The organism is Candidatus Pelagibacter sp. HIMB1593, from assembly GCF_052047755.1.
Classification (GTDB): domain Bacteria; phylum Pseudomonadota; class Alphaproteobacteria; order Pelagibacterales; family Pelagibacteraceae; genus Pelagibacter.
Map to the genome: position 1 here is coordinate 637,139 of NZ_JBNAJK010000001.1, position 25,958 is coordinate 663,096.

General features: G+C 29.7%; 28 protein-coding genes. 8 read left to right on the forward strand and 20 right to left on the reverse strand.

The features are described from left to right. The first annotated feature begins 6 nt into the window (after positions 1-6). The 3 genes from ACTTA0_RS03260 to ACTTA0_RS03270 are packed head-to-tail and all read left to right on the forward strand — an operon-like array spanning position 7 to position 3,879. On the forward strand, positions 7-1,719 hold the full coding sequence (locus ACTTA0_RS03260) for a tetratricopeptide repeat-containing sulfotransferase family protein (RefSeq protein ID WP_440676080.1): 1,713 nt from the start codon (positions 7-9) through the stop codon (positions 1,717-1,719). Further along, positions 1,712-2,827, forward strand: a complete 1,116-nt coding sequence (locus ACTTA0_RS03265; RefSeq protein ID WP_440676081.1) for a serine/threonine protein kinase — start codon at positions 1,712-1,714, stop codon at positions 2,825-2,827. Before ACTTA0_RS03260 ends, ACTTA0_RS03265 begins: the two co-directional genes overlap by 8 nt. Before the next feature lie 2 nt (positions 2,828-2,829). Then, the gene (locus ACTTA0_RS03270; protein ID WP_440676082.1) at positions 2,830-3,879 is read left to right on the forward strand and encodes a threonine aldolase family protein; all 1,050 of its coding nucleotides are present in this window, start codon (positions 2,830-2,832) and stop codon (positions 3,877-3,879) included. Here the strand turns inward: ACTTA0_RS03270 and ACTTA0_RS03275 are convergent. Further along, positions 3,872-4,099: a hypothetical protein gene (locus tag ACTTA0_RS03275; RefSeq protein WP_440676083.1), complete on the reverse strand. Its 228-nt coding sequence runs from the start codon at positions 4,097-4,099 to the stop codon at positions 3,872-3,874. The two genes, ACTTA0_RS03270 and ACTTA0_RS03275, sit on opposite strands and share 8 nt — an antisense overlap. Before the next feature lie 29 nt (positions 4,100-4,128). Between ACTTA0_RS03275 and ACTTA0_RS03280 the strand changes: the two genes are divergently transcribed. Beyond that, positions 4,129-4,599, forward strand: coding sequence for a GFA family protein (locus ACTTA0_RS03280; protein ID WP_440676084.1), 471 nt, complete (start codon positions 4,129-4,131; stop codon positions 4,597-4,599). Here the strand turns inward: ACTTA0_RS03280 and ACTTA0_RS03285 are convergent. Genes ACTTA0_RS03285 through ACTTA0_RS03315 form a run of 7 tightly spaced genes read right to left on the reverse strand, consistent with a single transcriptional unit; the run spans position 4,592 to position 11,144 of the window. Further along, the gene (locus ACTTA0_RS03285) at positions 4,592-5,419 is read right to left on the reverse strand and encodes a phytanoyl-CoA dioxygenase family protein (protein ID WP_440676085.1); all 828 of its coding nucleotides are present in this window, start codon (positions 5,417-5,419) and stop codon (positions 4,592-4,594) included. The genes ACTTA0_RS03280 and ACTTA0_RS03285 overlap by 8 nt on opposite strands. Before the next feature lie 14 nt (positions 5,420-5,433). Next, complete coding sequence (locus tag ACTTA0_RS03290; RefSeq protein WP_440676086.1) at positions 5,434-6,135, reverse strand: YdcF family protein; 702 nt, start codon at positions 6,133-6,135, stop codon at positions 5,434-5,436. A gap of 41 nt (positions 6,136-6,176) precedes the next feature. After that, complete coding sequence (locus tag ACTTA0_RS03295) at positions 6,177-7,259, reverse strand: Gfo/Idh/MocA family protein (protein WP_440676087.1); 1,083 nt, start codon at positions 7,257-7,259, stop codon at positions 6,177-6,179. Further along, positions 7,256-8,266: a Gfo/Idh/MocA family protein gene (locus ACTTA0_RS03300; RefSeq protein WP_440676088.1), complete on the reverse strand. Its 1,011-nt coding sequence runs from the start codon at positions 8,264-8,266 to the stop codon at positions 7,256-7,258. The genes ACTTA0_RS03295 and ACTTA0_RS03300 overlap by 4 nt, the downstream gene beginning before the upstream one ends. A 2-nt stretch (positions 8,267-8,268) precedes the next feature. Beyond that, positions 8,269-9,609, reverse strand: coding sequence for a pectin acetylesterase-family hydrolase (locus ACTTA0_RS03305; RefSeq protein WP_440676089.1), 1,341 nt, complete (start codon positions 9,607-9,609; stop codon positions 8,269-8,271). Between the two features lie 25 nt (positions 9,610-9,634). Further along, positions 9,635-10,315, reverse strand: a complete 681-nt coding sequence (locus ACTTA0_RS03310; protein ID WP_440676090.1) for a formylglycine-generating enzyme family protein — start codon at positions 10,313-10,315, stop codon at positions 9,635-9,637. A gap of 4 nt (positions 10,316-10,319) precedes the next feature. Then, positions 10,320-11,144, reverse strand: coding sequence for a phytanoyl-CoA dioxygenase family protein (locus ACTTA0_RS03315; RefSeq protein ID WP_440676091.1), 825 nt, complete (start codon positions 11,142-11,144; stop codon positions 10,320-10,322). An 11-nt stretch (positions 11,145-11,155) separates the two neighbouring features. On the opposite strand from ACTTA0_RS03315, the gene ACTTA0_RS03320 reads away from it, so the two are divergent. Next, on the forward strand, positions 11,156-11,929 hold the full coding sequence (locus ACTTA0_RS03320; RefSeq protein ID WP_440676092.1) for an MOSC domain-containing protein: 774 nt from the start codon (positions 11,156-11,158) through the stop codon (positions 11,927-11,929). On the opposite strand, the gene ACTTA0_RS03325 is transcribed toward ACTTA0_RS03320, so the two are convergent. The 12 genes from ACTTA0_RS03325 to rpsF all read right to left on the reverse strand — a co-directional run bounded on the left by ACTTA0_RS03325 (position 11,926) and on the right by rpsF (position 23,922). After that, a complete protein-coding gene (locus tag ACTTA0_RS03325; protein ID WP_440676093.1) occupies positions 11,926-13,254 on the reverse strand; it encodes an MFS transporter in 1,329 nt (442 codons plus the stop codon). The genes ACTTA0_RS03320 and ACTTA0_RS03325 overlap by 4 nt on opposite strands. Positions 13,255-13,285: 31 nt before the next feature. Continuing rightward, on the reverse strand, positions 13,286-14,161 hold the full coding sequence (locus ACTTA0_RS03330) for a DMT family transporter (RefSeq protein WP_440676094.1): 876 nt from the start codon (positions 14,159-14,161) through the stop codon (positions 13,286-13,288). Continuing rightward, complete coding sequence (gshB, locus tag ACTTA0_RS03335; protein ID WP_440676095.1) at positions 14,158-15,081, reverse strand: glutathione synthase; 924 nt, start codon at positions 15,079-15,081, stop codon at positions 14,158-14,160. Before gshB ends, ACTTA0_RS03330 begins: the two co-directional genes overlap by 4 nt. Continuing rightward, on the reverse strand, positions 15,071-16,366 hold the full coding sequence (locus tag ACTTA0_RS03340; protein ID WP_262589565.1) for a glutamate--cysteine ligase: 1,296 nt from the start codon (positions 16,364-16,366) through the stop codon (positions 15,071-15,073). Before ACTTA0_RS03340 ends, gshB begins: the two co-directional genes overlap by 11 nt. A 29-nt stretch (positions 16,367-16,395) precedes the next feature. Continuing rightward, positions 16,396-16,953, reverse strand: coding sequence for an HD domain-containing protein (locus ACTTA0_RS03345; protein WP_440676096.1), 558 nt, complete (start codon positions 16,951-16,953; stop codon positions 16,396-16,398). 3 nt (positions 16,954-16,956) lie between these two features. Continuing rightward, entirely contained in the window at positions 16,957-18,438 is a 1,482-nt protein-coding gene (purF, locus tag ACTTA0_RS03350; protein WP_440676097.1) for an amidophosphoribosyltransferase, read from the reverse strand. Then, the gene (locus ACTTA0_RS03355) at positions 18,392-18,937 is read right to left on the reverse strand and encodes a CvpA family protein (RefSeq protein ID WP_440676098.1); all 546 of its coding nucleotides are present in this window, start codon (positions 18,935-18,937) and stop codon (positions 18,392-18,394) included. Before ACTTA0_RS03355 ends, purF begins: the two co-directional genes overlap by 47 nt. Then, positions 18,937-21,330, reverse strand: a complete 2,394-nt coding sequence (locus tag ACTTA0_RS03360; protein ID WP_440676099.1) for an efflux RND transporter permease subunit — start codon at positions 21,328-21,330, stop codon at positions 18,937-18,939. The genes ACTTA0_RS03355 and ACTTA0_RS03360 overlap by 1 nt, the downstream gene beginning before the upstream one ends. Before the next feature lie 20 nt (positions 21,331-21,350). Beyond that, on the reverse strand, positions 21,351-22,769 hold the full coding sequence (locus ACTTA0_RS03365) for a replicative DNA helicase (protein WP_440676100.1): 1,419 nt from the start codon (positions 22,767-22,769) through the stop codon (positions 21,351-21,353). Between the two features lie 69 nt (positions 22,770-22,838). Beyond that, positions 22,839-23,297 carry a 50S ribosomal protein L9 gene (gene rplI, locus ACTTA0_RS03370; RefSeq protein ID WP_440676101.1) on the reverse strand — a complete coding sequence of 153 codons (459 nt, stop codon included), beginning with the start codon at positions 23,295-23,297 and terminating at the stop codon, positions 22,839-22,841. After that, positions 23,297-23,569 (reverse strand): 30S ribosomal protein S18, encoded by a 273-nt coding sequence (gene rpsR, locus ACTTA0_RS03375; RefSeq protein ID WP_262589558.1) that lies wholly within the window; start codon positions 23,567-23,569, stop codon positions 23,297-23,299. The genes rplI and rpsR overlap by 1 nt, the downstream gene beginning before the upstream one ends. Continuing rightward, positions 23,569-23,922 carry a 30S ribosomal protein S6 gene (gene rpsF / locus ACTTA0_RS03380; RefSeq protein WP_262589557.1) on the reverse strand — a complete coding sequence of 118 codons (354 nt, stop codon included), beginning with the start codon at positions 23,920-23,922 and terminating at the stop codon, positions 23,569-23,571. The genes rpsR and rpsF overlap by 1 nt, the downstream gene beginning before the upstream one ends. 86 nt (positions 23,923-24,008) lie before the next feature. Between rpsF and fabD the strand changes: the two genes are divergently transcribed. From fabD to ACTTA0_RS03395, 3 genes are read left to right on the forward strand one after another with little or no spacing between them, the layout of a single operon-like run. Then, the gene (fabD, locus tag ACTTA0_RS03385; RefSeq protein WP_440676102.1) at positions 24,009-24,935 is read left to right on the forward strand and encodes an ACP S-malonyltransferase; all 927 of its coding nucleotides are present in this window, start codon (positions 24,009-24,011) and stop codon (positions 24,933-24,935) included. Next, positions 24,932-25,669, forward strand: a complete 738-nt coding sequence (gene fabG, locus ACTTA0_RS03390) for a 3-oxoacyl-[acyl-carrier-protein] reductase (protein WP_440676103.1) — start codon at positions 24,932-24,934, stop codon at positions 25,667-25,669. The genes fabD and fabG overlap by 4 nt, the downstream gene beginning before the upstream one ends. Positions 25,670-25,718: 49 nt before the next feature. Further along, positions 25,719-25,958 carry an acyl carrier protein gene (locus ACTTA0_RS03395; RefSeq protein ID WP_008544320.1) on the forward strand — a complete coding sequence of 80 codons (240 nt, stop codon included), beginning with the start codon at positions 25,719-25,721 and terminating at the stop codon, positions 25,956-25,958.

Consider the following 25,958-nt stretch of genomic DNA (forward strand, 5'->3'; position numbering starts at 1 on the left):
ACTAAAGTGTCTAATGTTAACGACTTAAATAAAATTTTTGATGAGATCAATAAAAATTTAAGCAAAAGAGAATTTAAAATTGCAGAAAAGAAAATTAAAAAAATTTTAGACAAAAATTCTAAAAATATTAAAGCATTATTTTTGCTTGGATCAGTGTATCTAGAATTAAAACTTTTTAAAAACTCAGAAAAAATACTAAAAGAAGTAATTGAACTAGATCCAAATATAGCAAATGCTTATACTAATCTAGGTGTAGTATATATTAACATTAGAGATTTTGAAAAAGCTAAAAGATATATTTTAAAATCCATAGAAATAAATTCTAATAATTTAGATGCCTATAATTATCTTGGGTTAATTAATAGCGAACTTAACAATTTTGATATTGCAATAAAAAATATTAAAAAAGCAATTGATTTAAATGAAAATTATTTTCCTGGATATAATAATCTAGGAATAGTTTATAAAAAATTTGAGTATTTTTCTGACGCAGAAAATTCCTTTAAAAAGGCAATTTCAATAAATCCTAAATTAGAACAATCTTATTATAACTTGATGGAGTTGTATGAAAAAACAAATGAAAATGAAAAGCTAGATAATTTAATCTTAGATTTTGAGAAAAAGTTTAATCAAAATTCATTATCAATATTATACAAAAGTCATCTATTATACAAAAATGACTTATATAAAGATGTAATAAACAATCTTACTAAATTAAAGTTTGAAAACTATATCCAACAAGAAATAGACAGAGTTAATCTTATCGCAAAAAGTTATGATAAAATTAATGAGACAAGCTTAGCATTTTCTTACTTTGAAAAATCAAATTTATTAAATCTGAAAAATAAAAATAATGAAATCGATAAAAATAGGTTTTTAAATAAAATAAAAAAGAGAATTAATTATTTTGAAAGAACAAATGAATTAAAACTTAACTCTTCAAATTCATCTAATAGAAATAAACCAATATTTATGTTTGGTTTTCCAAGATCTGGAACAACTCTCTTGGACACAATACTAAGGAGCCATCCAATGATTGAAGTTGTTGAAGAAAAACCTGCAATCAACAATATGATAAATTCTCTCAATAAACTATCAGAAAATTATTTAGAAAAAAAATTTGATATAGATGAAAAAAAAATTGATGAAATTATTGTAAAATACACACATGAAATAAAGTCATATATCAAAAATCCAGATCTGCATAAAATATATATTGATAAACTACCATTAAATATAATTTATCTCGCTGAGATCCAAAAAATCTTTCCTCAAGCAAAATTTATAATTTCTTTAAGACATCCATGTGATTGTGTGCTTAGTTGTTTCATTCAAAATTTTAAATTGAATGATTCAATGTCAAATTTTTTAACCTTAGAGGACACAGCTTATATGTATGATTTAGTTATGAGATTATTTAAAATTTATAAAACAAAATTTAATTTTAATTTTAGAGAGATTAAATATGAAAATATAGTTACAAATTTTAATAGTGAAATAAATAGTCTTTTGAAATTTTTAGAAATTCCATGGAATGACTTAGTATTAAATTATCAGAAAACTGCTAATGAGAGAGAACGTATCTTTACTCCAAGCTATGATCAGGTTATAAAACCGCTTTATACAAAATCAATTGGAAGATGGACCAAATATAAGTCTAAGTTTTCTAAAGTCTATCCAACACTTGAACCATGGATTAAAGAGTTTAATTATGAATAATTCAAAAAAAATAGTTAATAGTTGGAATGAGTGGGATCCGTTAAAGCACGTTATCGTTGGAAGAGCGGATGGTACTTGTATTCCAGCACCAGAGCCAGCATTAGATGCAAAAGTTCCTGAAGATAGTGATATGCGAGGACAGTTTGGTCCAAGAACCAAAGATACTGTCGATAAAGCAAATGAATTATTAGATAACTTTTCAAACATGCTTCAAAAAAGAGGCATTAAAGTTGACCGACCAACACCAATTGATTTTAATCAAAAGACATCCACACCTGATTGGGAAGCAGAAACTATGTTTGGTTGTATGCCTCCAAGAGATGTTTTGTTAACTGTGGGTAATGAAATTTTAGAAGCAACAATGAGTTATAGATGTCGTTGGTTTGAATATCTATGTTACCGACCATTACTTAAAGATTATTACAATCAAGATCCTAACATGAGACACGAGTCTGCTCCAAAACCAAGACTAACAGATGCAGATTACAGAAAAGATTATTTATCAGATAAAATTGGTGTTCAAAAAAGATTAGAGTGGACTGAGAAAAAATATTTTGTAACTACCGAAGAAGAGCCATTGTTTGATGCAGCAGATGTATTGAGATTTGGAAAAGATTTAGTTGTTCAACATGGATTTACAACTAATTTAAAAGGAATTGATTGGCTAAAGAGACATTACAAAGATCACAGAGTTCACGCAGTAAATTTCCCAGGAGATCCATATCCTATTCACATTGATGCAACCTTTACACCAATAAAAGAAGGATTAATTATCAACAATCCTCAAAGAAGATTACCAAAAGAACAAAGAAAACTTTTTGAAGATAATGGATGGGAAATTGTTGATAGTGCTCAACCAGCTCATAACGAACCACCACCACTTTGTTATTCATCAACATGGTTATCAATGAATGTTTTGGTTTTAGATCCCAAAACAGTTTGTGTTGAGAAAAGTGAAATTTATCAAGCTGAGCAATTAGATAAATTAGGAATGGAAGTAGTGCCAGTAGAACTTAGAGATGCTTATGCATTTGGTGGAGGACTTCATTGTTGTACAGCAGATGTATATAGAGAAGGCACTTTAAAAGATTATTTTCCAAAACAATAACAATGGCAAAAATTAAAACAAAAAGAGAGCGTGTTAAATTCGCCTCTGATAATGTTGCAGGTGCTTGTCCTGAAGTATTAGAGGCAATCATAAAAGCAAATGAAGGAGATAGCACTCCATATGGAAACGATCCTTTATCAACTGAGTTACAAGATAAGTTTTCTGAAATATTTGAAAAAGAAGTAATTGTTTTTCCAACTGCATCAGGAACAGCTGCGAATGCATTAGCTTTATCTACGATGACACCATCATATGGAAATATTTATTGCCATAAAATGTCTCATATTAATACTGATGAATGTGGTGCCCCTGAATTTTATACAGGAGGTGGAAAATTAATACCTTTAACTGGAATAATGGGAAAAATAACTGCAGAAGAATTACACCAATCTATAGGTGGAAAAGGAATTGTGCATCACACCCAACCTTCATCAGTTAGCATTACTCAGGTGTGTGAAACAGGTGAAGTTTACCAATTAGATGAAATCAAAAAAATTGCAGAAATTACTCATAAACATAATCTAAATTTACATATGGATGGTGCTAGATTTGCTAATGCATTGGTATCTTTAGGTGTAACTCCTGCTGAAATGACTTGGAAATCAGGCGTAGATGTATTGTCATTTGGAGCAACTAAAAATGGATGTTTAGCGGCTGAAGCAATTATATTTTTTAAGAAAGAATTAGTAGGAGACATTGCTTTTTTAATGAAAAGAGCAGGGCATTTGTTATCTAAAATGCGTTTTGTATCTGCTCAACTAGATGCCTATATTTCAAATGATGTTTGGTTGAGAAATGCGAAACATGCTAATGCAATGGGTAAAAAGTTAAGTGATGGTCTAAGCAAACATAATGATATTGAAATTGCTTATCCAACGGAAGCAAATGAAGTTTTCGCTAAATTTCCAAGAGAAAAAATAGAACATCTTAATTCCAAAGGTTACAAAATGAATGAAGAAGAATTGGATGGTAAAGCTGTGAGATTAGTAGCTGCTTGGAACACCAAAGATAGTGATGTTGATGAATTGTTAAATACAATTAAAGCTAGCTAGGATTTTCTTTTAAAAACTCAATATACTTTAGCACTTCATCAAATTTTTCATCAGGAACATCCTTATAACTTGCATTGAATTTACTTTTCACACAAATAGCAACGTGAGCATAGGGGTTTCTTCCTTTTGGGTGATTTGGATGGTCAGGTAATTGCCCCACCAAATAATCGCCAGCTTCCTGAATAATTTTCCATAGTTTACTTGCGTTTTCTTTGTTCATATTATTTTAAAATATTATAGTCTTTAATTATGTCAGATAAAGAAATTCATCAAGGTGGCTGTGCCTGTGGAGAAAACAGATACGAAACGACAGGTAATCCAGAAAGAGCTAGAGTTTGCCACTGTAGATATTGCCAACTTAGATCAGGAAGTCCTTTTGGTGTTGGTGCTTGGTTTAAAGAAGAAAATGTAAAACATCATTCACAAAATTATAATCAATATAAATTTGTAACTGAGAGTGGAAATGCTTTTGAAACAAATTTTTGTAAAAAATGTGGAACTAGTGTTTATTGGACGATATCAGCACCTGCTTTAAAAGGTTTAACAGCAATTGCTGCTGCAACATTTGATCCACCAAGTTTTTGGTTTGGAGTATCAGGTGAAATTTTTACAAGATCAAAAGCACCTTATATTGATATTATATGTGAAGAACAATTTGAAACATCACCTACTTATAATCCAAATAAACATGATGAAGATAGGTTTGATGGATCTAAATAGAATTACTTTCCCACAACAGAGGAAAATATTCCTCATCTAATAAATCACTATTTTCTTTCTTGTATTTTTTATAAGTTTTAGCAGTTCCACCTTCATTTGTTGGATGAAATTTTGCATTACTTGGAACACAATGAGAAACGATTGCTCTACGGTGGTTACTGGAAGTATTTAAGCCTGATCCGTGCCAGGTAAAGCCATGGTGAAATGAAACACCACCAGCTGGCACCTCTACATAAGCAACTTCTATTTGCTTATTATTTTTTTCCGCAAAAATATTCAATTCTTTTTTATAATCTTCAGGGGAGTGAAATTCTCCTTTAGGAGGTTGAAGTCCCCATTTATGAGAGCCTTTTATATATTCTAAGGTTCCAGTTTCTTTAGATGCATCATCTAAAGACATCCAACAAGTCATCATTGTTTGAGGAATAAGCCAATCATCATAAGCGGCATCTTGATGAAAACCTAAGGTTTTTCCTCCTGGTGGTTTCCATAAAACATTATCCTGAACTAATCTTGCACCTTGCCAATTCATTAAACGAGAACAAACTTCACCAATTATTTTATGACAAACTACTTTTTTTATTAAATTATCTGCTTTCCAAGCATTACAGATTTGACGAGTAGCATCTTCAGGATCTTTATCAAACTTCCAATTCCATTCATCTGGTTTAATTTCTGTTTCAAAATTACCTTTAAATAAAGGCTCAAATTTATTTCTAAGATCGTTTATGTAATTTAAATCTAAAAAATTATCTAAAATTAAAAAACCGTTTTTATTAAATTTTTTAATTAAATCTTCAGTGAGCTCAAAAGATATCATCTAATTTTTTAAAATTATTTAATATATTTAATTTTGTAGTATATTCTTCCTATTATTTCTCTTACAAAATAACTTGTACCACCAAGACCGCCTACCGATGGGATTAGGTCCATCAGTGTAAAATTGTTTGATATAGATTTAAAATCAACAGGATATTCAATGACTTCAAGATCTGCAGCTTGAAACACTTTCAGTGCTCTAGGCATGTGAGAGGCAGAAGTTACTAAGATTAATTTACTATTTTTTTGGGGAAAAAGTTTTTTAACTGCTTTAGCTTCTTGATCAGTGTTCACAACATTTTCAGTAAGCATTATTTTATTTTCAGGAATTCCATAACTAATTGCTAATTCTTTTAAATATTCTCCTCCAGGTTTGCCAATAGACCATGGATATTTTCCACGAGTAAACACAATGAAATTAGCTTTATTGTTTTTATATAGATCAATTCCTGAAACAAACCTATCTACAGCATCATTAAATTCATATTTATAACCATCAACAGTATTGATGGGTCTTAACATTCCACTTAACACAATTATAGCATCAGCTTTATCCATATTGGATGCTTGAATCGGTTTATAATTTATTTCTAAATAATTAATTAAGTTTTTTGAAACAATAGGTAATGAACAAATTGATAAAACAATAATTCCAGAGATAGTAAATTTTTTAGATTTAAATTTTATTCCTAGAACTAGTAAGAATACAACTATCATTAAAGGACTTATCAACATTGGTAATATTTTATGCAAATATATCATAAGTTATTTTTAGGTAACCAAGAACCATACAATAGGTTATCTTTATCTATTGGAAGTTTAACATTTTTATTTTTTCTGAAAGAATCGTAGACAGCAGTTACAAATTCTAAAGATTTTCTAGCATCCAACAAAGTAACTTCATAACTTGCAGATCCATCTAATTTGTTTGCAATTTCATCAAACATACCTGCATACCAAGATTGCGGTTCTTCTACTTTTGACAATACTTCATCTATTTGCGCTTGAGTAACTGGGGATCTTGGTAAGAAATACCACTCATCATCCGCTGGACTATATGGTTTATCTGGTGATGCACCAGACTCAGCAGTTAATCCTTCAAAACAAAATCTAAGTCTGCTTGTATCGTTTGCAGCTCCAAGTGTAATTGAGCTTGTAACTAGTGTTCCATTTTCCATTTCAATTGATAAAGCTGCACAATCTTCTACTTCAATATCATTTACTCTAGTTGATAATTTGGCAAATACATTTGAAACCGGACCCAAGATCATGCTTACTAAGTCATGAATGTGTATTGAATGACTTAATATAGCTCCACCTTGTTCACCTTCCCAAGTTCCTCTCCAAGGTTTTGAATAATAATCTTTTCCTCTATTCCAATGAGTTTCTAATGAAGCAACCAAAGGTTTTCCAGCTAAACCAGATTTTATTAATGCTTTTAATTTTGAAAATCCTAGACCATATCGATATTGGAAAACAGGAAAAATAATTTTACCTGTTTCTTTACTGATCTTTTCTAATTGATCGACTTCTTTAAGACTTGATACTAATGGCTTTTCACAAATTACATGCTTTCCAGCTTCCATTGCTTTTTTACAAGCTGAAAAATGTAAGTGAGGCGGAAGACATATATCAATGATATCTATCTCTTTTACTTTTAATACTTCATCAAAGTTTAGTGATACTTTTGTTTCAGTATCTTTTGATAAAATGTTATCAATTGCTTCTCTTGTAAGTCCACATAAAGTGTGAACATTAAATCTTTCTTTAACTTTTTGAAAATCTTCATAGTGCTTGGCACCTATATTGGTTCCAATAATTGCTACTTGATACTTTTTCATTTTGTTTCAGCTTTTAATTGTGCTTTTATTGCAAGTTCCATTGAAAGATAGGTTAATTCCTGAGAACAAGCAGTTTCAGTTCTGTTGATTACATCATTAATTAAATTTCTAAAGTAGGGGAGCTTAACATCAGAGCAATCGATGTATTTAACTTCTTCATTATTGGCTAAATATAAATGATTACCTTTTTCTGATTTTGCTAAATCTGTATATTTTCTTATTTCTATATAGCCTTTATCTCCAAGGATTAATAATCGTCCATCTCCCCATGTTGGAAGCGCATCAGGAGTAAACCAATCTAATCTAACGTAACCATGCCCACCATTACCAGTTAGATTAACCTCTCCAAAATCTTGAAAACCAGGCTTTTCCTTCTTGGTAGTGTTTTCAACAAAAGCATGATTAATTTTTGCTTCATTTGAATTTGTAAATACTAAAAATTGATGAATTTGATGTGAGCCTATATCAGTAATTATTCCACCATAACTCTCTCTATCATAAAACCAATCAGGTCTTTCATAGTTGCCTTGTCTATGTGGACCTGTTCCAATTGTTTGCTTTATTTTGCCAATTTTTCCCTCGTTAACTAATTCTTCAGCTTTAGCAACGGCTGCAACATGAAATCTTTCTGAAAAATTAACTGACCATATTTTACCAGTTTCTTTTACTGTTTGTTTAAGTTCATTCAATTGATCTAAAGTAGTGCAACCAGGTTTATCGACCATTACATCTTTTCCAGCTCTTAAAGCTTCTATTGAATTATGAGCTCTATCTTTTGGAACTGAAGATATTAAAATCATATCAATTGATGGGTCATTTAATATTTCTTCCTTATTTTCTTTTCTTTTAATATTTGGATTTTTTGAATTGAATTCCCCAAGGGTTAATGGATCACCCTCTGTCCAAAAGAATTCACAAGTGCATCCTTCTTTTAACATTTCATCTAACATGTCAAAGATGTGACCGTGATCGATACCAATAACACCAAGATTTAATGTTTTTTTCATAATTATTTTTTTATTTGTAGATAAACTTTGAAAAAACTTTCATCTGGAGATGTGCCCCAGATTTTATCATCAAGCATTCCATTAAAATAATAAATTTCTGATCTATCTTTTCCACTTAAAACATCAAGTTTAATTGAACCGTTTAATTCTCCATTCGGGTTTATATCAATTTTTGCTGTTTCATAATGTTCTTTTGAACCAGTTTTTAATTTGCTAGCTTTAATAAAGAAGATTAATTGACCATTTATAATTTCAAGTTTTCCATTACCAATTTTTTTATTTTTACCATCCTCTGAAACACGATGTAATTTGAATTTATATTCTCCATCAAATAATTTTGATTTTTTATTAATTTCAGCTTTTTTTTCATCACTAAGCAAATAATCAACAACAACTGCATTTCCTTTTCTATCTATCCAATTATTGACTGCTTCTTGAAGACTCATATCAAAGTAGTTTTTAGTATAAGTTTTATTATCCCAAGCTAGAACGTGTCCCCAATCTTCAAATCCTGAAATTTTTCTTTTGTCAGCTTCAATACTAAATCCAGCGTCATAAAACTCCAAATCTTTCTTGATTGCTTTTTTTAAAGCTAATTTATCTTTGACACCGTCTGCATATTTGTCACCTATATTCCAAATAAAAAATACATCTTTAATATTATTTTTTTCAAAGTTATCTCTGGAGGGATAACAGTTTACCCAACTATTATTACATGCTTTCATTGAACTTTTATATGTAAAGCTTCTATCGTTATTTTTTTCAAAATTTTCATAGAATTTTCTAGTTTCATCGTCTACCCAAAAGCTATCCACTAATACTCTTACATTTTTGTATTTACCAATTCTTTCCGCATGAAAACCAATACCAATTGCTCCAGCAGAAAAACCTAAAAACATAACCTCATCTGCGTTCTTAAGCTGCTGATCAATTTGATCTATGACATCATTTACTATCACTCTACCTTTAAAGGGAACTTCTTTACCATCAACTAAATTCATATGATTACTCTGATAAAGATCGCTAGAACAATAAGGTATAAAAACTAAATTATAATTTTTATCTTCCAAGTCTTTTTCTATACCTTGACCAAAATAATGAGGTTTCAATTCAGGAGATTTCATACCTTCTGGCCTTGATCTGTACTCTTCAGGATCTCTTGCAATACCACCTCCTGGTAAAACTATAGCCCATTTATTTGATTTACCTTTTTTGATTGTATAGGTAGCTTGTTCTCCGTTGTTACAAATAGCATCGGGATTTTTAGTAAGTTTTAACTCGTTTGAAAAACTAGAACTAATAGTAAAAATTAAAAAAAATAATGTAATAAAAAATTTAATCATTCGATAATTTTGGATTTTTAAAATATTAGTCGAAGGCACATCTAAAACCAACATAAATTGCATAGAAATTAGATGGTTTGTATTGCGCTCCACTTTTAGAAGTCTTAGAACCTCCATACCACCAAGAAGCACCAGCTGTTAATGAATTATCGTTTTTTTGATCGTCTATCCATTCCCAAACATTTCCTCCCATTGCAACTAAACCATTAATTCCGTCTGGTAGTTTAGTTACATCAATATGTTTGTCATAATTTAATAATCCTTGAGAATTCATATTTTTTGCTTCATCACCGCTTGGGTATTTATAGACTTTGCCTTTTTCAAACTCTGAAGAATTAAATACCTGCTTGTATGCAGCGTAAGACCATTCATCAAAAGTGGGCAGTCTACCATCTATTGATTTACAGTAATCCTCAGCTTCGTATCTACTAACATGTACCGCTGGTTCTAATTCACTATCAGGATTTTCGCCGTATGGGGTTTTATATGTCCAACCAGCTCTTTTTTCCCAACCAGCACCCCATTCATATCCACCACCAGTTTTCTCTGCTTCAGTGATTAAATTATTTTTTTTGGCATAATTTTTAAATTCTTGAATAGTGATTTCATATTTATTTAAAGAAAAGTTTCCAAAATCAATTTTGGTGTTTTCAAAGGCAAATGTTTTAGAAAACAAAAATAAACTCAAAATAATTAATTTCTTCATTTAATTAGTAGTTTCCTTTTTTATCTGATCCTTTGTAAAAAATATCTTGAAGATTTTGATTTTCTCTTTTTTTAATCAACAAATCCTCTTTATTCATCAATGATTTTGGTCTTTGAATTATCTCATGGTGATGAAATTCATCAACACCTCTTGCTAATTGAACACTATTTTTACCTAATACTTGTTTAACGTTTGTGCCAATATAACTTTGGATTACAAAACCAATTCTTCTGTCATTACTTTTGTTTATTCCTGATCCATGAACTATTCTTGGGTGGTGTAATGACATTTGACCTGCAACAAGTTCAACAGATTTAACTTCATCATCTGGAACATCATTAACTGTTTGACCTCTTGTTAATAAATTTCCTTGATTAAATTTTTCATCATGATCTCTAATTTCTATATGTGATTTAGGCCACATTTTCATACAACCATTTTCTTCATTTGAATCTGTTAAAGCTACCCAAGCCGTAACCCAATTATGAGGTTCTAAACCAATATATTTTGCATCCTGATGATAACTTACAAAACCTTCTTGATTAGGATTTTTTATAAATAAAGTTGTTCCACATACTAAAATATTTTTTCCAATAATACTTTCTACAGCATCTAATAGTTTTGAATTATGAACTATGGCATCTAGTTTTGGAGAAATTAAATGAGCATTGTATCTTTCAGATTTATCAATTTCATCAGGCATTTCTTTTTCTATTAATTCAATTTCATCCCTTGCTTCTTTAGCTTCTTCTTTTGACAAAATATCAATTGGAGCTATGTAACCTTGATCTTGGTATTCTTTAAGTTGATTTGAATTTAAATTAGCCATATGCTTTTGTAATGAATATTAGTATATCCTCTATTTATTTTTCACCAGTAAAATCAATCTCGTTTCAAAAAATTAATAAATGTGAGATTAAAAAAAATATAGGAATTATTAATGATCGATTGTTTGCATTCTCAAGACTATTAGATACTGGAGAGGCTCAAAAAATGGAACAAGAGCCTGTTGAAAGAAAATTAATAAATTTTCTTACTTTAAAAAATACACCTATACTTAATAAATATTCATTTGAATTTAATGAAGGAAATCTAGAATTATTTGATGATCAAAAAAAATTATTTTCAATCAATCCTAACAATCCTGAAGAAGTAAGTTTAATAGAACAAGAAGTATTAAATTTAGATGAGCAAGTTAAAGGACCAGTATTTCTATTAAAGAATAACCAAAACCCTTTTTTTGATACAAATAGTGGGGGAGAGATAATGAACTCAATATCTTTAATAAATCACAATAGTATTAAAGACTTTGAAAAAAATATAGGTAAAGAAGTTGAGTATCAAAGGTTTAGAGGAAACTTCTACGTAAGTGGTTTAAATGCTTGGGAAGAGAGAAGCTGGATAGGTAAATCTATCAATATTAATGGAGTACCCTTTAGAGTTGATGATCATATTCCAAGATGCTCAGCAACTAATTTGAAACCTAAATCAAGTGACATAACTTTTAATCTTCCTCAGAAACTTAAAGAGTTTTATGATCACATGGATCTTGGAGTATATTTAATTCCTTTAGAAGATGGTGAAGTATCTATTGAAGATAAAATTATAATTTAATTTGTGGAACTAGGTTCCTCAAAAACATTTTTTGTTTCATTTACAGCAGTATTATCTAATGTTTCTGGAGTATCTGGGTCTAATTCTAATCCAGCAGGTGTAATGGTTGCAGGAACAGGTGTAAATGTAGAATCTGGATTATTGACAGTTTCCCTTACTCTCATTCTGTATAAACCAAATGCACCAATTAAAGCATGAACTATAATTAAAAATCCAAAAAACCCATTTAATCCAAACCAACCCATAAATAGCGAACATAAAATAGGACCACTTATAGCCCCTAAACCAAAGATTAATTGTAGTCCACCACCAGCAGCAACGAATTTAGATTTTGGAACAAAGTCATTAGTGTGTGCAAGGTTTAAAGAAAATAATGGAAGACATAAACTTGAATAGAGACCAACCGTAATAAAGAAAACTATTTTTTTAAATGCAAGTTCATCCATATAATAAATGTTTTGTATAGGATCATTAGAAGTTAAAATTGATAATAATGCTAAAGCAGAACTTCCAAATGTTGTTACGATAATTACCCTTCTTCTATCGTATTGATCAGAAAAATATCCAATTGGTCCCTGACCTAACACTCCCGCAATTGTTGCTATAAACAAAAGAATTGAAGTTTCAAATAAAGTTAGTTTTGCAAGGGTTGCGTAAACTGAAATTAATGAAAAAAATGCAGCATGAATTACTCCAGTGAAAAAAGAACTAAAAGTGCCAAGAGGAGAGATTTCATAAAGTTCTTTAATACTAATTGTTTCAATTTTTTTGAATTTTGGAGCCGGTCTTTTTGTTAATAAAATTGGAACAAGCGCTAAAGATAAAAGTACAGATACCAAAATAAAAGGTTCATATGCTTTTGGTTCACTTAAGTTAAGTAACAACATTCCAACTGCAAGACCAAAATAAATTACCATCATGTAAGCAGACAATAATTGCCCTCTATTCTTATTAGTTGCTCTGTCGTTTAACCAACTTTCAGTGACAACATAACAACTAACTAAACTGATACCTGTTATAAATCTACTTACTGTCCACATAAATGGATTTACATAAACTACCGCAAGCAATGCACTAAGTGATGCAAGTGATGCAAAAGCTGCAAACACTCTGATGTGGCCAACCTTAGATACAAAATTTGGAGTTGTTCTAGACCCAACAAAGTAGCCGATATAATATCCTGACATGAAGACCCCTGTGGTAAAAACACTAAAGTCCTCAAGTACAGATCTAATACCCATTATCTGCATTTGTAATCCATGAGCTATCATCATGGTTCCAATACCTATAAATAGGGCCCAGGATTTTTTTACTTCTTTTTGCATTTCTAAATTTTAAGTATCAATAAATTGCGGGCTAAGTAGTTTTGGTTTGTGTTTTTTTTATGGCTAGGAATGAGTGAATAGCGATAGTTAAAATGATCACCACTCCTCCTTGAATTGTCTCCATTGAAGGTTGTTCTTTAACAACCATCCACACCCATATAGGTCCCAAAACTGTTTCCATTAGAAAGAATAGATTTACCTCAGCTCCTGTTATGTATCTTGGAGCTAGTGTTACCAACACAAAAGGAATGGCCACACAAAGGATACACATCGCTGGAATGATATAAATATCATTGTCTTTTAACTCAAAGGTATCAATAAAGAATAAAGCAACTAATGCTACGACCAGCTTACCAACCACAGCTGAAGGAACTAGGTTAAGGCTTTTACCAGCTCTGATTATTGTCGCTCCAGCAGCAAGACCACATGCAGTAATAAAACCTAAAATATCTCCAAAAATGTTTCCTAATTTCACAGAGTCGTAAAATATATAAAGAACACTTAAAAACGTAATTGCTATAGCAACTAAAGTATTTCGATCTGGTTTTTCTTTTAAAAATATTGCACCAAAAATAGCGGACAGCATTGGCGCAAGCGCAATCATAACAAGCGTATTTGCAACATTTGTGTTTTGAATTGATAATACAAAAGTAATATTGGTAATGGAAAACGTAATTATATATGCAACACCGTAAATTGAATTTCCATAAAGTAATTTAAAAAAACTTGATTTGTAAATAAACAACATTCCAACAAATACAGTTACAAATGGAATGATGCCTCTATAAAAAACTAATCCCCAAGTATCTACATTTGAAAGTCTAATAAATAAACTATCAGGAGTGATAAACATCACTGCAACAAAAGCCATTAAAGAACCTTTTTGCTGATCAGTTAAATTGTTCACGCTTTTAATTCTTTCCAAAAAGTTTTTGCTAAGTTTATTCCTGATAAATCAAAAAAAGTTTTAAGTCCTGTAGGAGAAGTAACATTGATGTCTCCATTTAACTTTTGATCTATAAAATCAATGCCTGCAAAATATATATTTTCTTTTTTCAAATCTTTAGCAATTAATTTTGAAATTTTATTTTCTTGATTTGTTAAATTGATATTAATTGGTTTAGCACCTTTACTCATATTACTCAAATAAGATCCCTTTTTAGGAACTCTAGAAATTGCACCACATACTTTTCCATTAATTATAAAAACTCTTTTGTCTCCTTTATTTATTTTAGGTAAAAATTTTTGACACATAATATGATCATGCTTTTTAATAAATTTATTTATAAGTTTTGAATTAAATTTGTTTAATAAGTGAATATCATTACCACTATAACTATGAATAGGTTTGATAATTACTTTCTTATGTTTTTTAATAAAATTTTTGATTTCATTTATATCCTGAGAAAAAAGTGTATCTGGCATATATTTTAAATACTTTGTTGAATATAACTTTTCAGAGATGTTTCTGATAGATGTTGGGTTATTGATAATTTTAGCTTTATTTTTAATAAAATCTAAAATGTAAGTCGTTGAAATATATTCTAAATTAAATGGTGGATCTTGACGAATTAAAATAAACTTACACTTTGTAAGGTCTAAAGTTTGTTCTTTAATGATTTTATAAAATTTCTTGTTTTGATAATTGAATTTAATGAAGAAACCTTTAGCTAAAACTTTTTTGTTAATTATTGATAGATCTTTTGGATCATAATAAAAAATTTTATATTTATTTTGAATTTCGTTAGCTAAAAAAACACTAGTATCGGTTACAGGGTTTAAGGAAGAGGGATGATTGCCTTGAACAGCTACTATTTTATTTGTCATATAATTCTTCTAAATTTTCATCTTTTGAAAATTTACTAATCATATGATCTGCGTTTGTAGTCTTATTATCAACTACATTTTGCAAATGATTTAAGAAGATAGTTTCGTTATTTCCTTTTTTACTAATGATATCTCTTTTCTCTAATCCTTTTCTAGAAATGTCCAAAAGAGCAGAAGTCCAATATAATAAGTCTTTGCCCATCAATTGTGTATTAAATCCTTTTTGAGGAGCTTCTAAATAAGCATTAATTATTTTGTCCGTTTCCCATGAAGAGACTAGTTCATACGCTTCATCTAAATTTCCATATAACATACCAATATTGAAAGCTGGTCCAGCACACAGGCAATCCCAACCACAGGTATCCATTGATCTAAGCTCAATATATTTCTTCAGTCTATTTTCAGTGAAGATTGTGCTTAAATGCGTTGTAAGATCAGCTTCAGTTGGAAGTCTATTTCCTATTTCTTCAATTTTTCCATCCATGAAATCTTTAAATGTATATTTTCTTCCAGAAATATACTGATCATTATGTTGAATGAATAAAATTGGAAAGTTTATTACAAATTCTGCATATTTTTCAAAATCTAAACTTTCAAAAAATAATTTAGGCAAACCTCCTCTCGAAGTGCTTTGCCATACTTTAGATCTATAAGATAAATAATTACTATTCTTTTTTTCTACGATTGATGAGTTTGCAAATAGTGCAATTGAAATAGGAACAATAGAATTAGCTAGTTTAAATTTTTTAATAAAATCTTCTTCTGAATTGTAATCAATATTTAATTGTGTTCCACACGTTCGATACATCATATCTAAACTAAGCTCTCCACCTAGTGGCATGTCTTTTGTCATTAACTCATAACGTTGCTTAGGATTGTTTGGAATATCCTCTAATTTTGAAATAGGATCAAAACCCGCACTAACTATTTTGATATCTAATTTTTTAGTAACTTGTTTTAATTCAAATAAATAGTCTTGAGACTCTGCACATGCTTCATGCATATGGTTTAACTTGTCACCGGATAGTTCAATTTGGTTACCAGGTTCTAGCGTTATATTTTTTCCACCCTTATTAAGACCAATAATGTTTTCTTTTTCAAAAACAGGGTTCCAGCCAAACTCAGTTAAGGCTGTAAACATTTCTTTTACTTTAGGGTAATCAATTCTTTTATTGTCTTTAGTATTGAACAAGAACTTTTCATGTTCGATACCAATTCTAAAATCTTTATCTTCTTTGATTCCAGATTTAAAATATTCAATAATTTTTTCTTTACTGTTAATCATGCGCTTTAGATAGTCGATTTTAATTTAATTTAAAGTAAAGAATAGGGCTTTCTTGAGAATATTTTCTTAACCATTGGCGCAAATTCCTCTAATTTCATACTTTTATAGTCTGGATCAAAAGAAGCCTGGTCCCATTTCTCGCAAAACTCTACAGCATCGTTAAAATATTTATGATCTTTATATTTATCTCTTTGATTTTGATTCTTTCCAAGATGATGCGCGTAATAATACATTTGAAACTCGCCATGCTTTTGAATGATCCAATGTGTTTTTTCTGAAACGAAGGGTTTTAAAACTGAAGCTGCATATTCTGAATGATTAACAGGAGCTAACTCATCTCCAATATCATGCAGTAATGCTGCAACCACCATTTCCTCATCTGCATTATCTTTAAAAGCTCTTGTTGCAGTTTGAAGAGAATGTTCAAGTCTAGTAATTTTGTATCCTTCTAAAGTAGAATTTAATCCGCTCATAAATTTTAATATTCGATCAGCAGTGCCATCAATATATTTTTGTTCATACTCATCAAGCAACAAATACTCATCCTTGGTTCCATTTTTCATTTCAGTAAAATTTACTGTTTTCATATTTTAATTATTAGATGCTGTACTTAATAAAGAAAGTTGAGTTATTTTATTATCTCCCAATTCATCAACAGGTTTAACAGGGTAATCTCCTGTAAAATAATGATCTGTTAATTGAGGATAAGCCTCATTTCTTTTGTCAAAACCAATTGCTCTATACAAACCATCAATAGATAAAAATTTAAGTGATTTTGCTCCAATATATTCACAAATTTCGTCATTAGTTTTATTTGCTGCTAATAACTCTTTTTTAGTTGGGGTATCTACGCCATAAAAATCTGGATATTTGATCTCAGGACAAGCAATTCTAACATGAACTTCTTTTGCACCCGCATCATATAACATTTTAACAATCTTATAAGAAGTAGTTCCTCTAACTAGCGAGTCGTCAATTAAAATAATTTTTTTATCTTTAATTGTGCTTTGGTTTGCATTTAATTTTAACTTTACACCTAAACTTCTAATTTGCTGACTTGGCTCAATAAAAGTTCTTCCAACATAGTGATTTCTAATTAGACCATGCTCAAAATTCATTTTTAAGTGTTGTGCAAAACCGAGTGCCGCAGCATTACCAGAGTCTGGTACTGGTACTACTATATCTGCTTCAACATCATTTTCTTTTGCAAGCTCTTTTCCTAAATTTTTTCTATGCTCATATGCTGTTTTGTTATCAAGTAAGCTATCTGGTCTTGAAAAATAAATATACTCAAACACACATGGTCTTACTTTCTTAGGAGGGAAGGGTTTTATACTAGTTAGTTCATCATTTTCTATTAGCACTATTTCACCATTTTCTACTTCTCTAATAAATTTTGCACCAATAATATCTAATGCACAAGTCTCAGAAGCTAACACATAGCTGTTTCCTAATTTTCCAATCATCAATGGTCTAATTCCATATGGATCTCTTACACCTATTAAAGATTTTTGCGTCATCATTACCAATGCATATCCACCTTGTATTTGGAATATCGCATCAATAACTTTATCAATTGTTTTTGATCTTTTAGATTTAGCAATTAACTGAACAATAGTCTCTGTATCAGAAGTAGTGTAAAAAATCGCTCCTTCTTCTACGAGCTTGTTTCTTAAAGATATTGAATTTGTTAAGTTTCCGTTATGTGATACCCCAATTCCACCTGCATTAGTATCTGCAAAAAAAGGCTGGATATTTCTTAAAATATTATTGCCAGTAGTACTATATCGATTGTGCCCAATAGCATAATTACCTTTAAGGTTTTTTAGAACTTTTTCTTTATTAAAATTATCACCAACTAAGCCAAATCTTTTTTCTGAATAATATTTTTCCCCATCAAAAGTAACAATTCCACAACCTTCCTGGCCTCTATGTTGAAGTGCGTGCAAACCTAAAGCTGTTAAAGCAGAGGCATCTTTTGCATTGCTTATGCCAAATACTCCACACTCTTCTTTTAGTTTTGGATCAAATATCTTCAATTTTTTCTTTAGACTCTTGATATGTTTTTTCATTAGGAAATTCTTCAACAAGATAACTACTACCTTTTTTCAAATATGGAAAGACGTATGATTTATCTAAATTAATTGGCCATTTATCGTAGTTATAAACAATATGGACTCCAGAAAAAATAGACACACATACAATATATGCTTTTAAAAACCCAAAAAAGAATCCAAAGGTAGTATCCAAGCCACCGATACCAGTATATTTTATTGCTTTACTAATTGCTTTGTTAACTAATAAGACCAAAAAGATAACAACTATAAATATTGCAATTCCAAGTCCGACATCTAGAACATATTCGTTATCAATTATATCTTCTACATAAGGTTTTATACGTGGAAATAAAATTAGTGTAATAACGTAGGCAAGAAGCCATTTTGCCATTGAAAGGATGCTTAAGACAAACCCTTTTCTATAACAACTAATTAAAGACCATATGGTTACTGCGATATAGATTAAATCAATAATAGAGGATACTTCAAAAAAATCTTTAAGAGCATCTACCATTAAGCATCTTTACCAAAAGGTTTAACTATCAATATCAATGCTGGCAGCAAAGTTAACACCGATATCATTGCAAGCAACATTGCAAGACCTGTAAACATTCCAAAATATATGGTTGGTATAAATTTAGATAATACTAGAATTGAAAAACCAAATACAATTGTGATTGAGGTATTTAGAATTGCAACACCAACTGTTGAGTGACAGGTTTTTAAAGTTTTATTGTAATCTTTTAGTTTGCTAAATTCTTCTTTGAATCTGTAGATATAATGAATACTATTATCAACAGCTATACCGATTGTAATTGCAGCAATTGTAATAGTCATCATGTCTAATGGTATTCCTAATAATCCAATAATTCCTAAAATAAAGAATGCAGCTATAAAATTTGGAACAACACCTATTAATGAAAGTTTTATATTTCTAAATAAAATAATGAACATTGAGAAAATACCAATCATAACCAAACCAAGTGTCAAAATTTGTGACTTAAACAAACTTTGTAACAAATTGTTAAATAATATTAGCACTCCTGCTAATTTGTAATCATCTTTTTCTAATCCTAATTCATTTTCTAGATCAAAATTAATTTTATTAATTAAGTCATTTCTTCTCAAATTTTCCTGTGAGTCTATTATTCTAAGACTTATTCGAGCTTCATTATTTTCTATGGATAAGTATGGATCAATTATTTCTGTTTTAATACTTTCAGGTATCTTTGAATACAATACTCCCATTTCTAAAGTACCAAGTGGATTATTGTTATTCAATTGTGTTGCAACATCAATAATTGATGAAAAAGATAAAACTTTACCAACTTGTGGAAGACTATCGAAATAATTATGAACTGATGCAATTCTATCTATTTTATCTTTGGTAAACCAATATTTTTCATCATTTGTATCTTCTTCATCTCCCCAATCTTCAAATTCATCATCATCCTCTGACTTCTTTTCTTCTTTTTTAGGAAACTTTAAAATAACTTCTAATGGAGTGGTTCCACCAAGTTCTTCGTCAATTAGTTTCATACCTTTGTATATTTCAGTATTTTTATCGAAATAATTTATAAAACTATTCTCAACTTCGAGTTTACTTATTCCAACGACACTTAAGACAATGATAATTCCAGTTGCAGAAAAAATTGTAAATTTGTTATTTAAAGAAATTGAACCAAGTATCGATGTAATTTTAGAGTCTTGTTCTTTTTTTAGAGATACATTTCCAGTTGAGGTAAAACTCAAAAGGGTAGGGAGCAAAGTAAAAGTTATTATAAAAGATGTAATCAAACCAAAAGTCATCATCCATCCAAAATCTATAATTGGTTTAATTTCACTAAAGATTAAAGATAAGAAAGCTAAAATTGTTGTTAAAACTGTATACAATATAGGCCAAAACATTTTACTCGTTGTTAAGGAAATGATTTCAAAGTTATTTTTTGATGGAAAATTTTTTTTAAGCTGTAGAAACCTAGTACTCATATGAATATTCATCGCCATTGTAAGAATAAGCATTAAAGCAATAAAGTTTGACGATATAACAGTTACTTTCCATCCAAGCAATCCAAGTAGACCCGTCATAATAATGACTGAGAAAAAACAGCTACTGATAGGAACAACTATCCAAATTAGATTTCTAAATACAAACCAAAGAGTTGCTATAATAAATAATAAAACTCCAATACCAAATACAATGATATCACTTTTAATAAAAGTCATCATGTCATCAGCAATCATTGGAATTCCACCTAAGTAAATTTTTCCTACATCTCCATAACTTTGAATTACTTGTCTTATCTCTAAAATGTTTTGATGATTTTGTTTTTTTATCTGATCTTTATAATTTTCAATTTCTTCTCTAGATTTATTTTCAATATCTTCTAATTTTTTATTTTGTTTGATGTTAACAATGATTCCACTTGTTTTACCGTCTTCACTAATTACAAAATTTCTAAAAACAGGACTGTTTAAAATTTCACTAAACCCTCTTTCTCTATCTACTTCTTCATCTTTCAAAGTTTTAAAGCTTTCTAATCTTTCCTGAAGTGGTGCATCTGAATTATTTAAAAGTGGTATATCTAAAAGTGTAATAACACTATGAACCCAATCTAAACTTTGAATTTTGTATTTTATACTCAATAGATTATTTATTGAAGAGTCTGTAACCATTCCTTCATTAGGAGTGTATGTGAGAACTAAAAATTCTTTAGATCCGTATCTTTCAGTGATTTCTTGCAAGTATGCGAGATCTGGATCTCCATCAATTAACAACGTTTCTGATGAAGCATCTAGCCTAAAATCTTTAGAATAATAACCAAAGCTTAAAATAGAGATAAGAAGCAATATAAATATTGCTTTTGGATTCTTTAAAACTAAGTTTTGATACATTTGAGCTAACATTAGCTCTTTTATATTGGAAATTAGTTAGTTTGAGTATCTTTAAATTTGGTAAATCTTTCCTCAAACTCAAGTGTAACATTACCAATTGGACCGTGTCGTTGTTTCCCAATTATAATTTGAGCCAAGTGCGCTACTTCATTCATTTTAGCTTGCCATTCAGCATGTTCTACAGTTGCTTCTCTTGGTTCTTTTCTAGATAGATAATATCCTTCTCTGTAGACAAACATTACAACATCTGCATCTTGCTCAATTGAACCCGATTCCCTTAGATCTGCTAATTGAGGTTTATGATCATCTCTTTGTTCAACTTGTCTTGATAATTGTGATAGAGCAACAACAGGAACTGCAAGCTCTTTTGCTATTGCTTTTAGCCCTTGTGTGATTTGAGAGATTTCCTGAACTCTACCGTCTTTATTGTAAGTTGTACCTCTCATTAACTGAATATAATCAACCACAATCATATCTAATCCAAATAGTCTTTTAATTCTTCTTGCTCTATTACTTAGAGCTGCAATGCTAATAGCTGGTGTTTCATCGATATAAAGCGGAAGTTCAGCTATATTTTTCGAAGTCTCAAGAAATTTATCAAATTGATCATCTGAAATTCTTCCTCTTCTTATATCGTTTGAACTAATTCTTGCCTGTTCCGAGATGATACGAGTTGAAAGCTGTTCAGATGACATTTCTAAAGAGAAAAAAGCTATAGAAGATTTCTTACCACTATCTTGTAATTTTTGAGCAGCATTGAATGCAATATTTGTTGCAAGTGAGGTTTTACCCATTGAAGGACGACCTGCAATGATGATCAAATCAGATTGGTGCAAACCTCCTAGTTTATCATCTAAATCTCTGAGACCTGTAGGAACACCAACAATTCCTTCTTCATTTTTATAAGCAGCAGAAGCCATTTCGATAGTTTGTTTCATTGCATCATCAAATTTAATTAGAGAAGAGTTAAAAGAACCTTTTTCAGCTAAATCAAATAATTGTCTTTCAGAATTTTCAATTATAGTTTGCCCACTAGTATCAAGGTCATTTAATTTAGCACTATCAATAGTTTCTTCAGAAATTTTTATTAGCTCTCGTCTTACAAACATATCGTATATAATTTTTGAATATTCTACTGCTTGTCTTACAGATGTAGAGAATTTAGTTACTTTTACTAAATACTCTGGAACATTGATGTCGTCTTTTTCATCTTCAAAATAATTTTTTAAAGTGATGGGATTAGCAAGCATACCTTTATAGATAAGACTTTCGATAGCTTCAAAAATCTTTTGATGCATAGGATCGTAAAAGTTAATTGAAGAAACAATCGTATTTACTTCATCAAAAATATCATTACTAACCAGTATCGAGCCGATTACAGCTTGTTCTGCTTCAATGTTATTTGGTAATTCTTTGAATTTATCTTTAACAATACTTAAACTATTTTCCATAAATCAAAATCTATAGAAAATATTTTAATATTTAAATTTTAAATTTTAGCTGTTGAAAAGAATGTATAATTATTGAATTGTATCAGCTGATGTAACCTTAACAACTACTTCTGCATCAACTTCAGAGTGTAAAGAAATTTTAACTTTGAATTTTCCTAAAGATTTAATTTCTTCAACTGGTTGTATCATTGAAGGCTTGATTTCAATTTTATTTTCTTCTTGAATAAGTTTTGAAATTTCAGTTGGTTTCACTGAACCATAAAGTTCATTATTTTCAGTACTTAATTTTTGAACAGAGTATTCTTTATTATTAATTTGTTCTGCAATTTTAGCTGCTTCTTGTTTTCTCTCATTGTCTTTTTTAGATAAATCAGCTTTTATTTTTTCAACTTCTTTTATGTTTTCTTTAGAAGCATAAAGAGCTTTTTTATTTGCAATCAAAAAGTTTCTAGCAAAACCTCTTTTTACATCTATTACCTCTCCAACAGATCCAATTCTTTTAACGTTTTCTAATAAAATAACTTTCATTATATTAAAGCTAAGTTTCTTGCTCTTTTAATTGATAAAGATAATTCTCTTTGTTTTTTTTGAGAAACATTTGTAATTCTTGAAGGTAAAATTTTACCATTTTCAGAAACATATCTTTTTAAAAGTTTGATGTTTTTATAATCAACTTTAGGCGCACCTTTTACCGAAAGTGGGCAAGTTTTTTTAAATTTATATTTATTTGGTTGAAATATACTTAACTTTGCAAAATTACTTTGCTTTCCTTTTTTATTTCCACTCTGTCTTTTTGGCATTAGTTTTTAGCACTTTCTTTATTTTCACTATCTTCTTTTTTTCCAAAGTAGTTAGTGTCTAAATCAAATTCTTTTACTCTAACAGTAAGATATCTTAATAATTTTTTATCAATAGCTTCATTTTTTTCTAACTCTTCAACCACTTTACCTTTACCTTTAATTTTAAAGTGTATGTAGCTTCCTTTTTTGTTTTTTTTAATTAAATAAGAAAGGTTTAGAAGGCCCCAGTTCTCTGTTTTTACAACCTCACCTTCATTTTTTTCAACAATTTTAGAATATTTTTCAGTTAATTGTTTTAACTCACTCGGAGAAGTGTCTTGTCTAGCTATTATAGTATGTTCGTATAAGTTCATTTAAGTTCTTTAATAAAAAGTGAGGATATACTATTATAAAAGTTCAATTACAATAGATAAAAACACAAAATTAGTAATATTTTTATATGTTTTCAGTAATATTTCCAGGCCAAGGATCTCAAATAGTTGGAATGGGCAAAGAGTTTTATGACAAGTTTGAGCTTGTGAAAAGCCTATTTAAAGATGCTGATGAGACATTAAATTACTCAATTTCAAAGCTAATATTAGAAGGACCTAAAGAAGAGCTTGATTTAACAGCAAACACACAACCAGCAATTTTTTTAATAAGTTATTCTATATTTAACGTTATTAAAAAAGAATTTAATATTGATTTAAATAAAGCAAAGTATTTTGCCGGACATTCTTTAGGTGAGTATTCTGCTTTATCTTGTTCAGGCTACTTAAACTTTTCAGAGACATTAAAAATTTTAAGAATCAGAGGTGATGCTATGCAAAACTCTGTACCAAAAGGTGAGGGTGGTATGGTCGCAGTGCTTGGATCAACTGTTGAGGTAATAGAAAAAATATTAATAGATAATGAGTCCAAATTTATATCACAAATAGCAAATGATAATTCAGAGGGACAAATAGTTTTGAGTGGAAAAACTGAAGATTTAGAAAAGTTAACAGAGATTTTAAAAGAAAATTCAATTAAAAATATTAAACTTCCAGTCAGTGCTCCTTTTCATTGTAGCCTTATGAGTAAAGCTACAGAGATTATGACAGAAGAGTTAAATAAAATTTCATTTTCTGATGGAAGCAATAAGTTGATATCAAATGTAACAGCTGAAGTCATTTCAAATTCTGAAGATTTAAAATCTCTTTTAATCAAACAAATTGAAAATAGAGTCAGATGGAGAGAAAGTGTTTTATATATGATTAATAATGATGTTAATCATTTTATAGAAATAGGACCTGGCAAAGTTTTATCAGGTTTGGTAAAGAGGATTAATAGAAACGTAAAAATTGATACTATAAATAATCAAGAAGATATTGAAAATTTAAAAATATGAATGATTTAAAAGATAAAAACATAATTGTTACAGGTGCCTCAGGAGGAATAGGAAATTCAATTGTAAAAAAATTAAATGATAGTGGTGCAAACATTTTGGCATCAGGAACAAGAATAGAAAAACTTGAAGAGTTAAAAAAAGAATTCAAATATATAAATGTTTTAAAGTTTGATATATCTCAAAGTGAAAAAATTGAGGAATTTATTGAAAATGCAACAAAAGAACTAGGTGGTAGCTTAGATTGTATTGTAAATAATGCAGGCATAACACAAGATAACTTGGCAATCAGAATGAGTTTGGATGAATGGAAAAAAGTGATTGATATTAATTTAACCTCAACATTTTTGATGAGTAAATTCGCTATAAAAAAAATGTTAAAAAATAAATCTGGAAAAATAGTTAATATTACCTCTGTTGTTGGACATACAGGTAATTTGGGACAGGCTAACTATACTGCATCAAAAGCAGGAATAGTTGCTATGTCCAAAAGTTTGGCGATAGAGTATGCTAAGAAAAATATCAATATTAATTGTATTTCACCAGGATTTATTAAAACTGCAATGACGGACAAGATAGATGAAAAGTTTAAAGAAACTATTATTTCAAAAATACCTTCAGCTCGTCTTGGAGAGCCTGAGGATATTGCAAATGCCGTAGGTTTTTTGTGTTCAAACCAATCTAGCTACATAAACGGAGAAACCTTGCATGTTAATGGTGGCATGTATATGGCTTGACAAAATAGCTTTTTAAACTAATAACGAAATATAACAAAAAAGGATCAATATGTCAGAAGACGTTTCAAGCAAAGTAAAAAAAATTGTAGCAGACCACTTAGGTATTGATGAAGCTAAAGTAACAGAGGAATCAAGTTTTATAGATGATTTAGGCGCTGATAGTTTAGACACTGTTGAGTTGGTTATGGCTTTTGAAGAAGAATTTGGATCTGAAATTTCAGATAGTGAAGCTGAGAAAATTTTAACTGTAGGAGATGCAGTTAAGTTTATCGAAGGAAAAGCTAACTAG

Coding starts and splice junctions, on each gene's coding strand:
- ACTTA0_RS03280 (WP_440676084.1), top strand. CDS start 4,129: ATGTCAGATAAAGAAATTCATCAAGGTGGCTGTGCCTGTGGAGAAAAC.
- ACTTA0_RS03285 (WP_440676085.1), bottom strand. CDS start 5,419: ATGATATCTTTTGAGCTCACTGAAGATTTAATTAAAAAATTTAATAAA.
- ACTTA0_RS03395 (WP_008544320.1), top strand. CDS start 25,719: ATGTCAGAAGACGTTTCAAGCAAAGTAAAAAAAATTGTAGCAGACCAC.
- ACTTA0_RS03345 (WP_440676096.1), bottom strand. CDS start 16,953: ATGAAAACAGTAAATTTTACTGAAATGAAAAATGGAACCAAGGATGAG.
- fabG (WP_440676103.1), top strand. CDS start 24,932: ATGAATGATTTAAAAGATAAAAACATAATTGTTACAGGTGCCTCAGGA.
- ACTTA0_RS03320 (WP_440676092.1), top strand. CDS start 11,156: ATGAATATTAGTATATCCTCTATTTATTTTTCACCAGTAAAATCAATC.
- purF (WP_440676097.1), bottom strand. CDS start 18,438: ATGAAAAAACATATCAAGAGTCTAAAGAAAAAATTGAAGATATTTGAT.
- ACTTA0_RS03270 (WP_440676082.1), top strand. CDS start 2,830: ATGGCAAAAATTAAAACAAAAAGAGAGCGTGTTAAATTCGCCTCTGAT.
- ACTTA0_RS03365 (WP_440676100.1), bottom strand. CDS start 22,769: ATGGAAAATAGTTTAAGTATTGTTAAAGATAAATTCAAAGAATTACCA.
- ACTTA0_RS03290 (WP_440676086.1), bottom strand. CDS start 6,135: ATGATAGTTGTATTCTTACTAGTTCTAGGAATAAAATTTAAATCTAAA.
- ACTTA0_RS03325 (WP_440676093.1), bottom strand. CDS start 13,254: ATGCAAAAAGAAGTAAAAAAATCCTGGGCCCTATTTATAGGTATTGGA.
- rpsR (WP_262589558.1), bottom strand. CDS start 23,569: ATGCCAAAAAGACAGAGTGGAAATAAAAAAGGAAAGCAAAGTAATTTT.
- ACTTA0_RS03315 (WP_440676091.1), bottom strand. CDS start 11,144: ATGGCTAATTTAAATTCAAATCAACTTAAAGAATACCAAGATCAAGGT.
- rpsF (WP_262589557.1), bottom strand. CDS start 23,922: ATGAACTTATACGAACATACTATAATAGCTAGACAAGACACTTCTCCG.
- ACTTA0_RS03265 (WP_440676081.1), top strand. CDS start 1,712: ATGAATAATTCAAAAAAAATAGTTAATAGTTGGAATGAGTGGGATCCG.
- ACTTA0_RS03310 (WP_440676090.1), bottom strand. CDS start 10,315: ATGAAGAAATTAATTATTTTGAGTTTATTTTTGTTTTCTAAAACATTT.
- ACTTA0_RS03305 (WP_440676089.1), bottom strand. CDS start 9,609: ATGATTAAATTTTTTATTACATTATTTTTTTTAATTTTTACTATTAGT.
- ACTTA0_RS03300 (WP_440676088.1), bottom strand. CDS start 8,266: ATGAAAAAAACATTAAATCTTGGTGTTATTGGTATCGATCACGGTCAC.
- ACTTA0_RS03295 (WP_440676087.1), bottom strand. CDS start 7,259: ATGAAAAAGTATCAAGTAGCAATTATTGGAACCAATATAGGTGCCAAG.
- ACTTA0_RS03360 (WP_440676099.1), bottom strand. CDS start 21,330: ATGTTAGCTCAAATGTATCAAAACTTAGTTTTAAAGAATCCAAAAGCA.
- ACTTA0_RS03275 (WP_440676083.1), bottom strand. CDS start 4,099: ATGAACAAAGAAAACGCAAGTAAACTATGGAAAATTATTCAGGAAGCT.
- gshB (WP_440676095.1), bottom strand. CDS start 15,081: ATGACAAATAAAATAGTAGCTGTTCAAGGCAATCATCCCTCTTCCTTA.
- rplI (WP_440676101.1), bottom strand. CDS start 23,297: ATGAAAGTTATTTTATTAGAAAACGTTAAAAGAATTGGATCTGTTGGA.
- ACTTA0_RS03340 (WP_262589565.1), bottom strand. CDS start 16,366: ATGATTAACAGTAAAGAAAAAATTATTGAATATTTTAAATCTGGAATC.
- fabD (WP_440676102.1), top strand. CDS start 24,009: ATGTTTTCAGTAATATTTCCAGGCCAAGGATCTCAAATAGTTGGAATG.
- ACTTA0_RS03355 (WP_440676098.1), bottom strand. CDS start 18,937: ATGGTAGATGCTCTTAAAGATTTTTTTGAAGTATCCTCTATTATTGAT.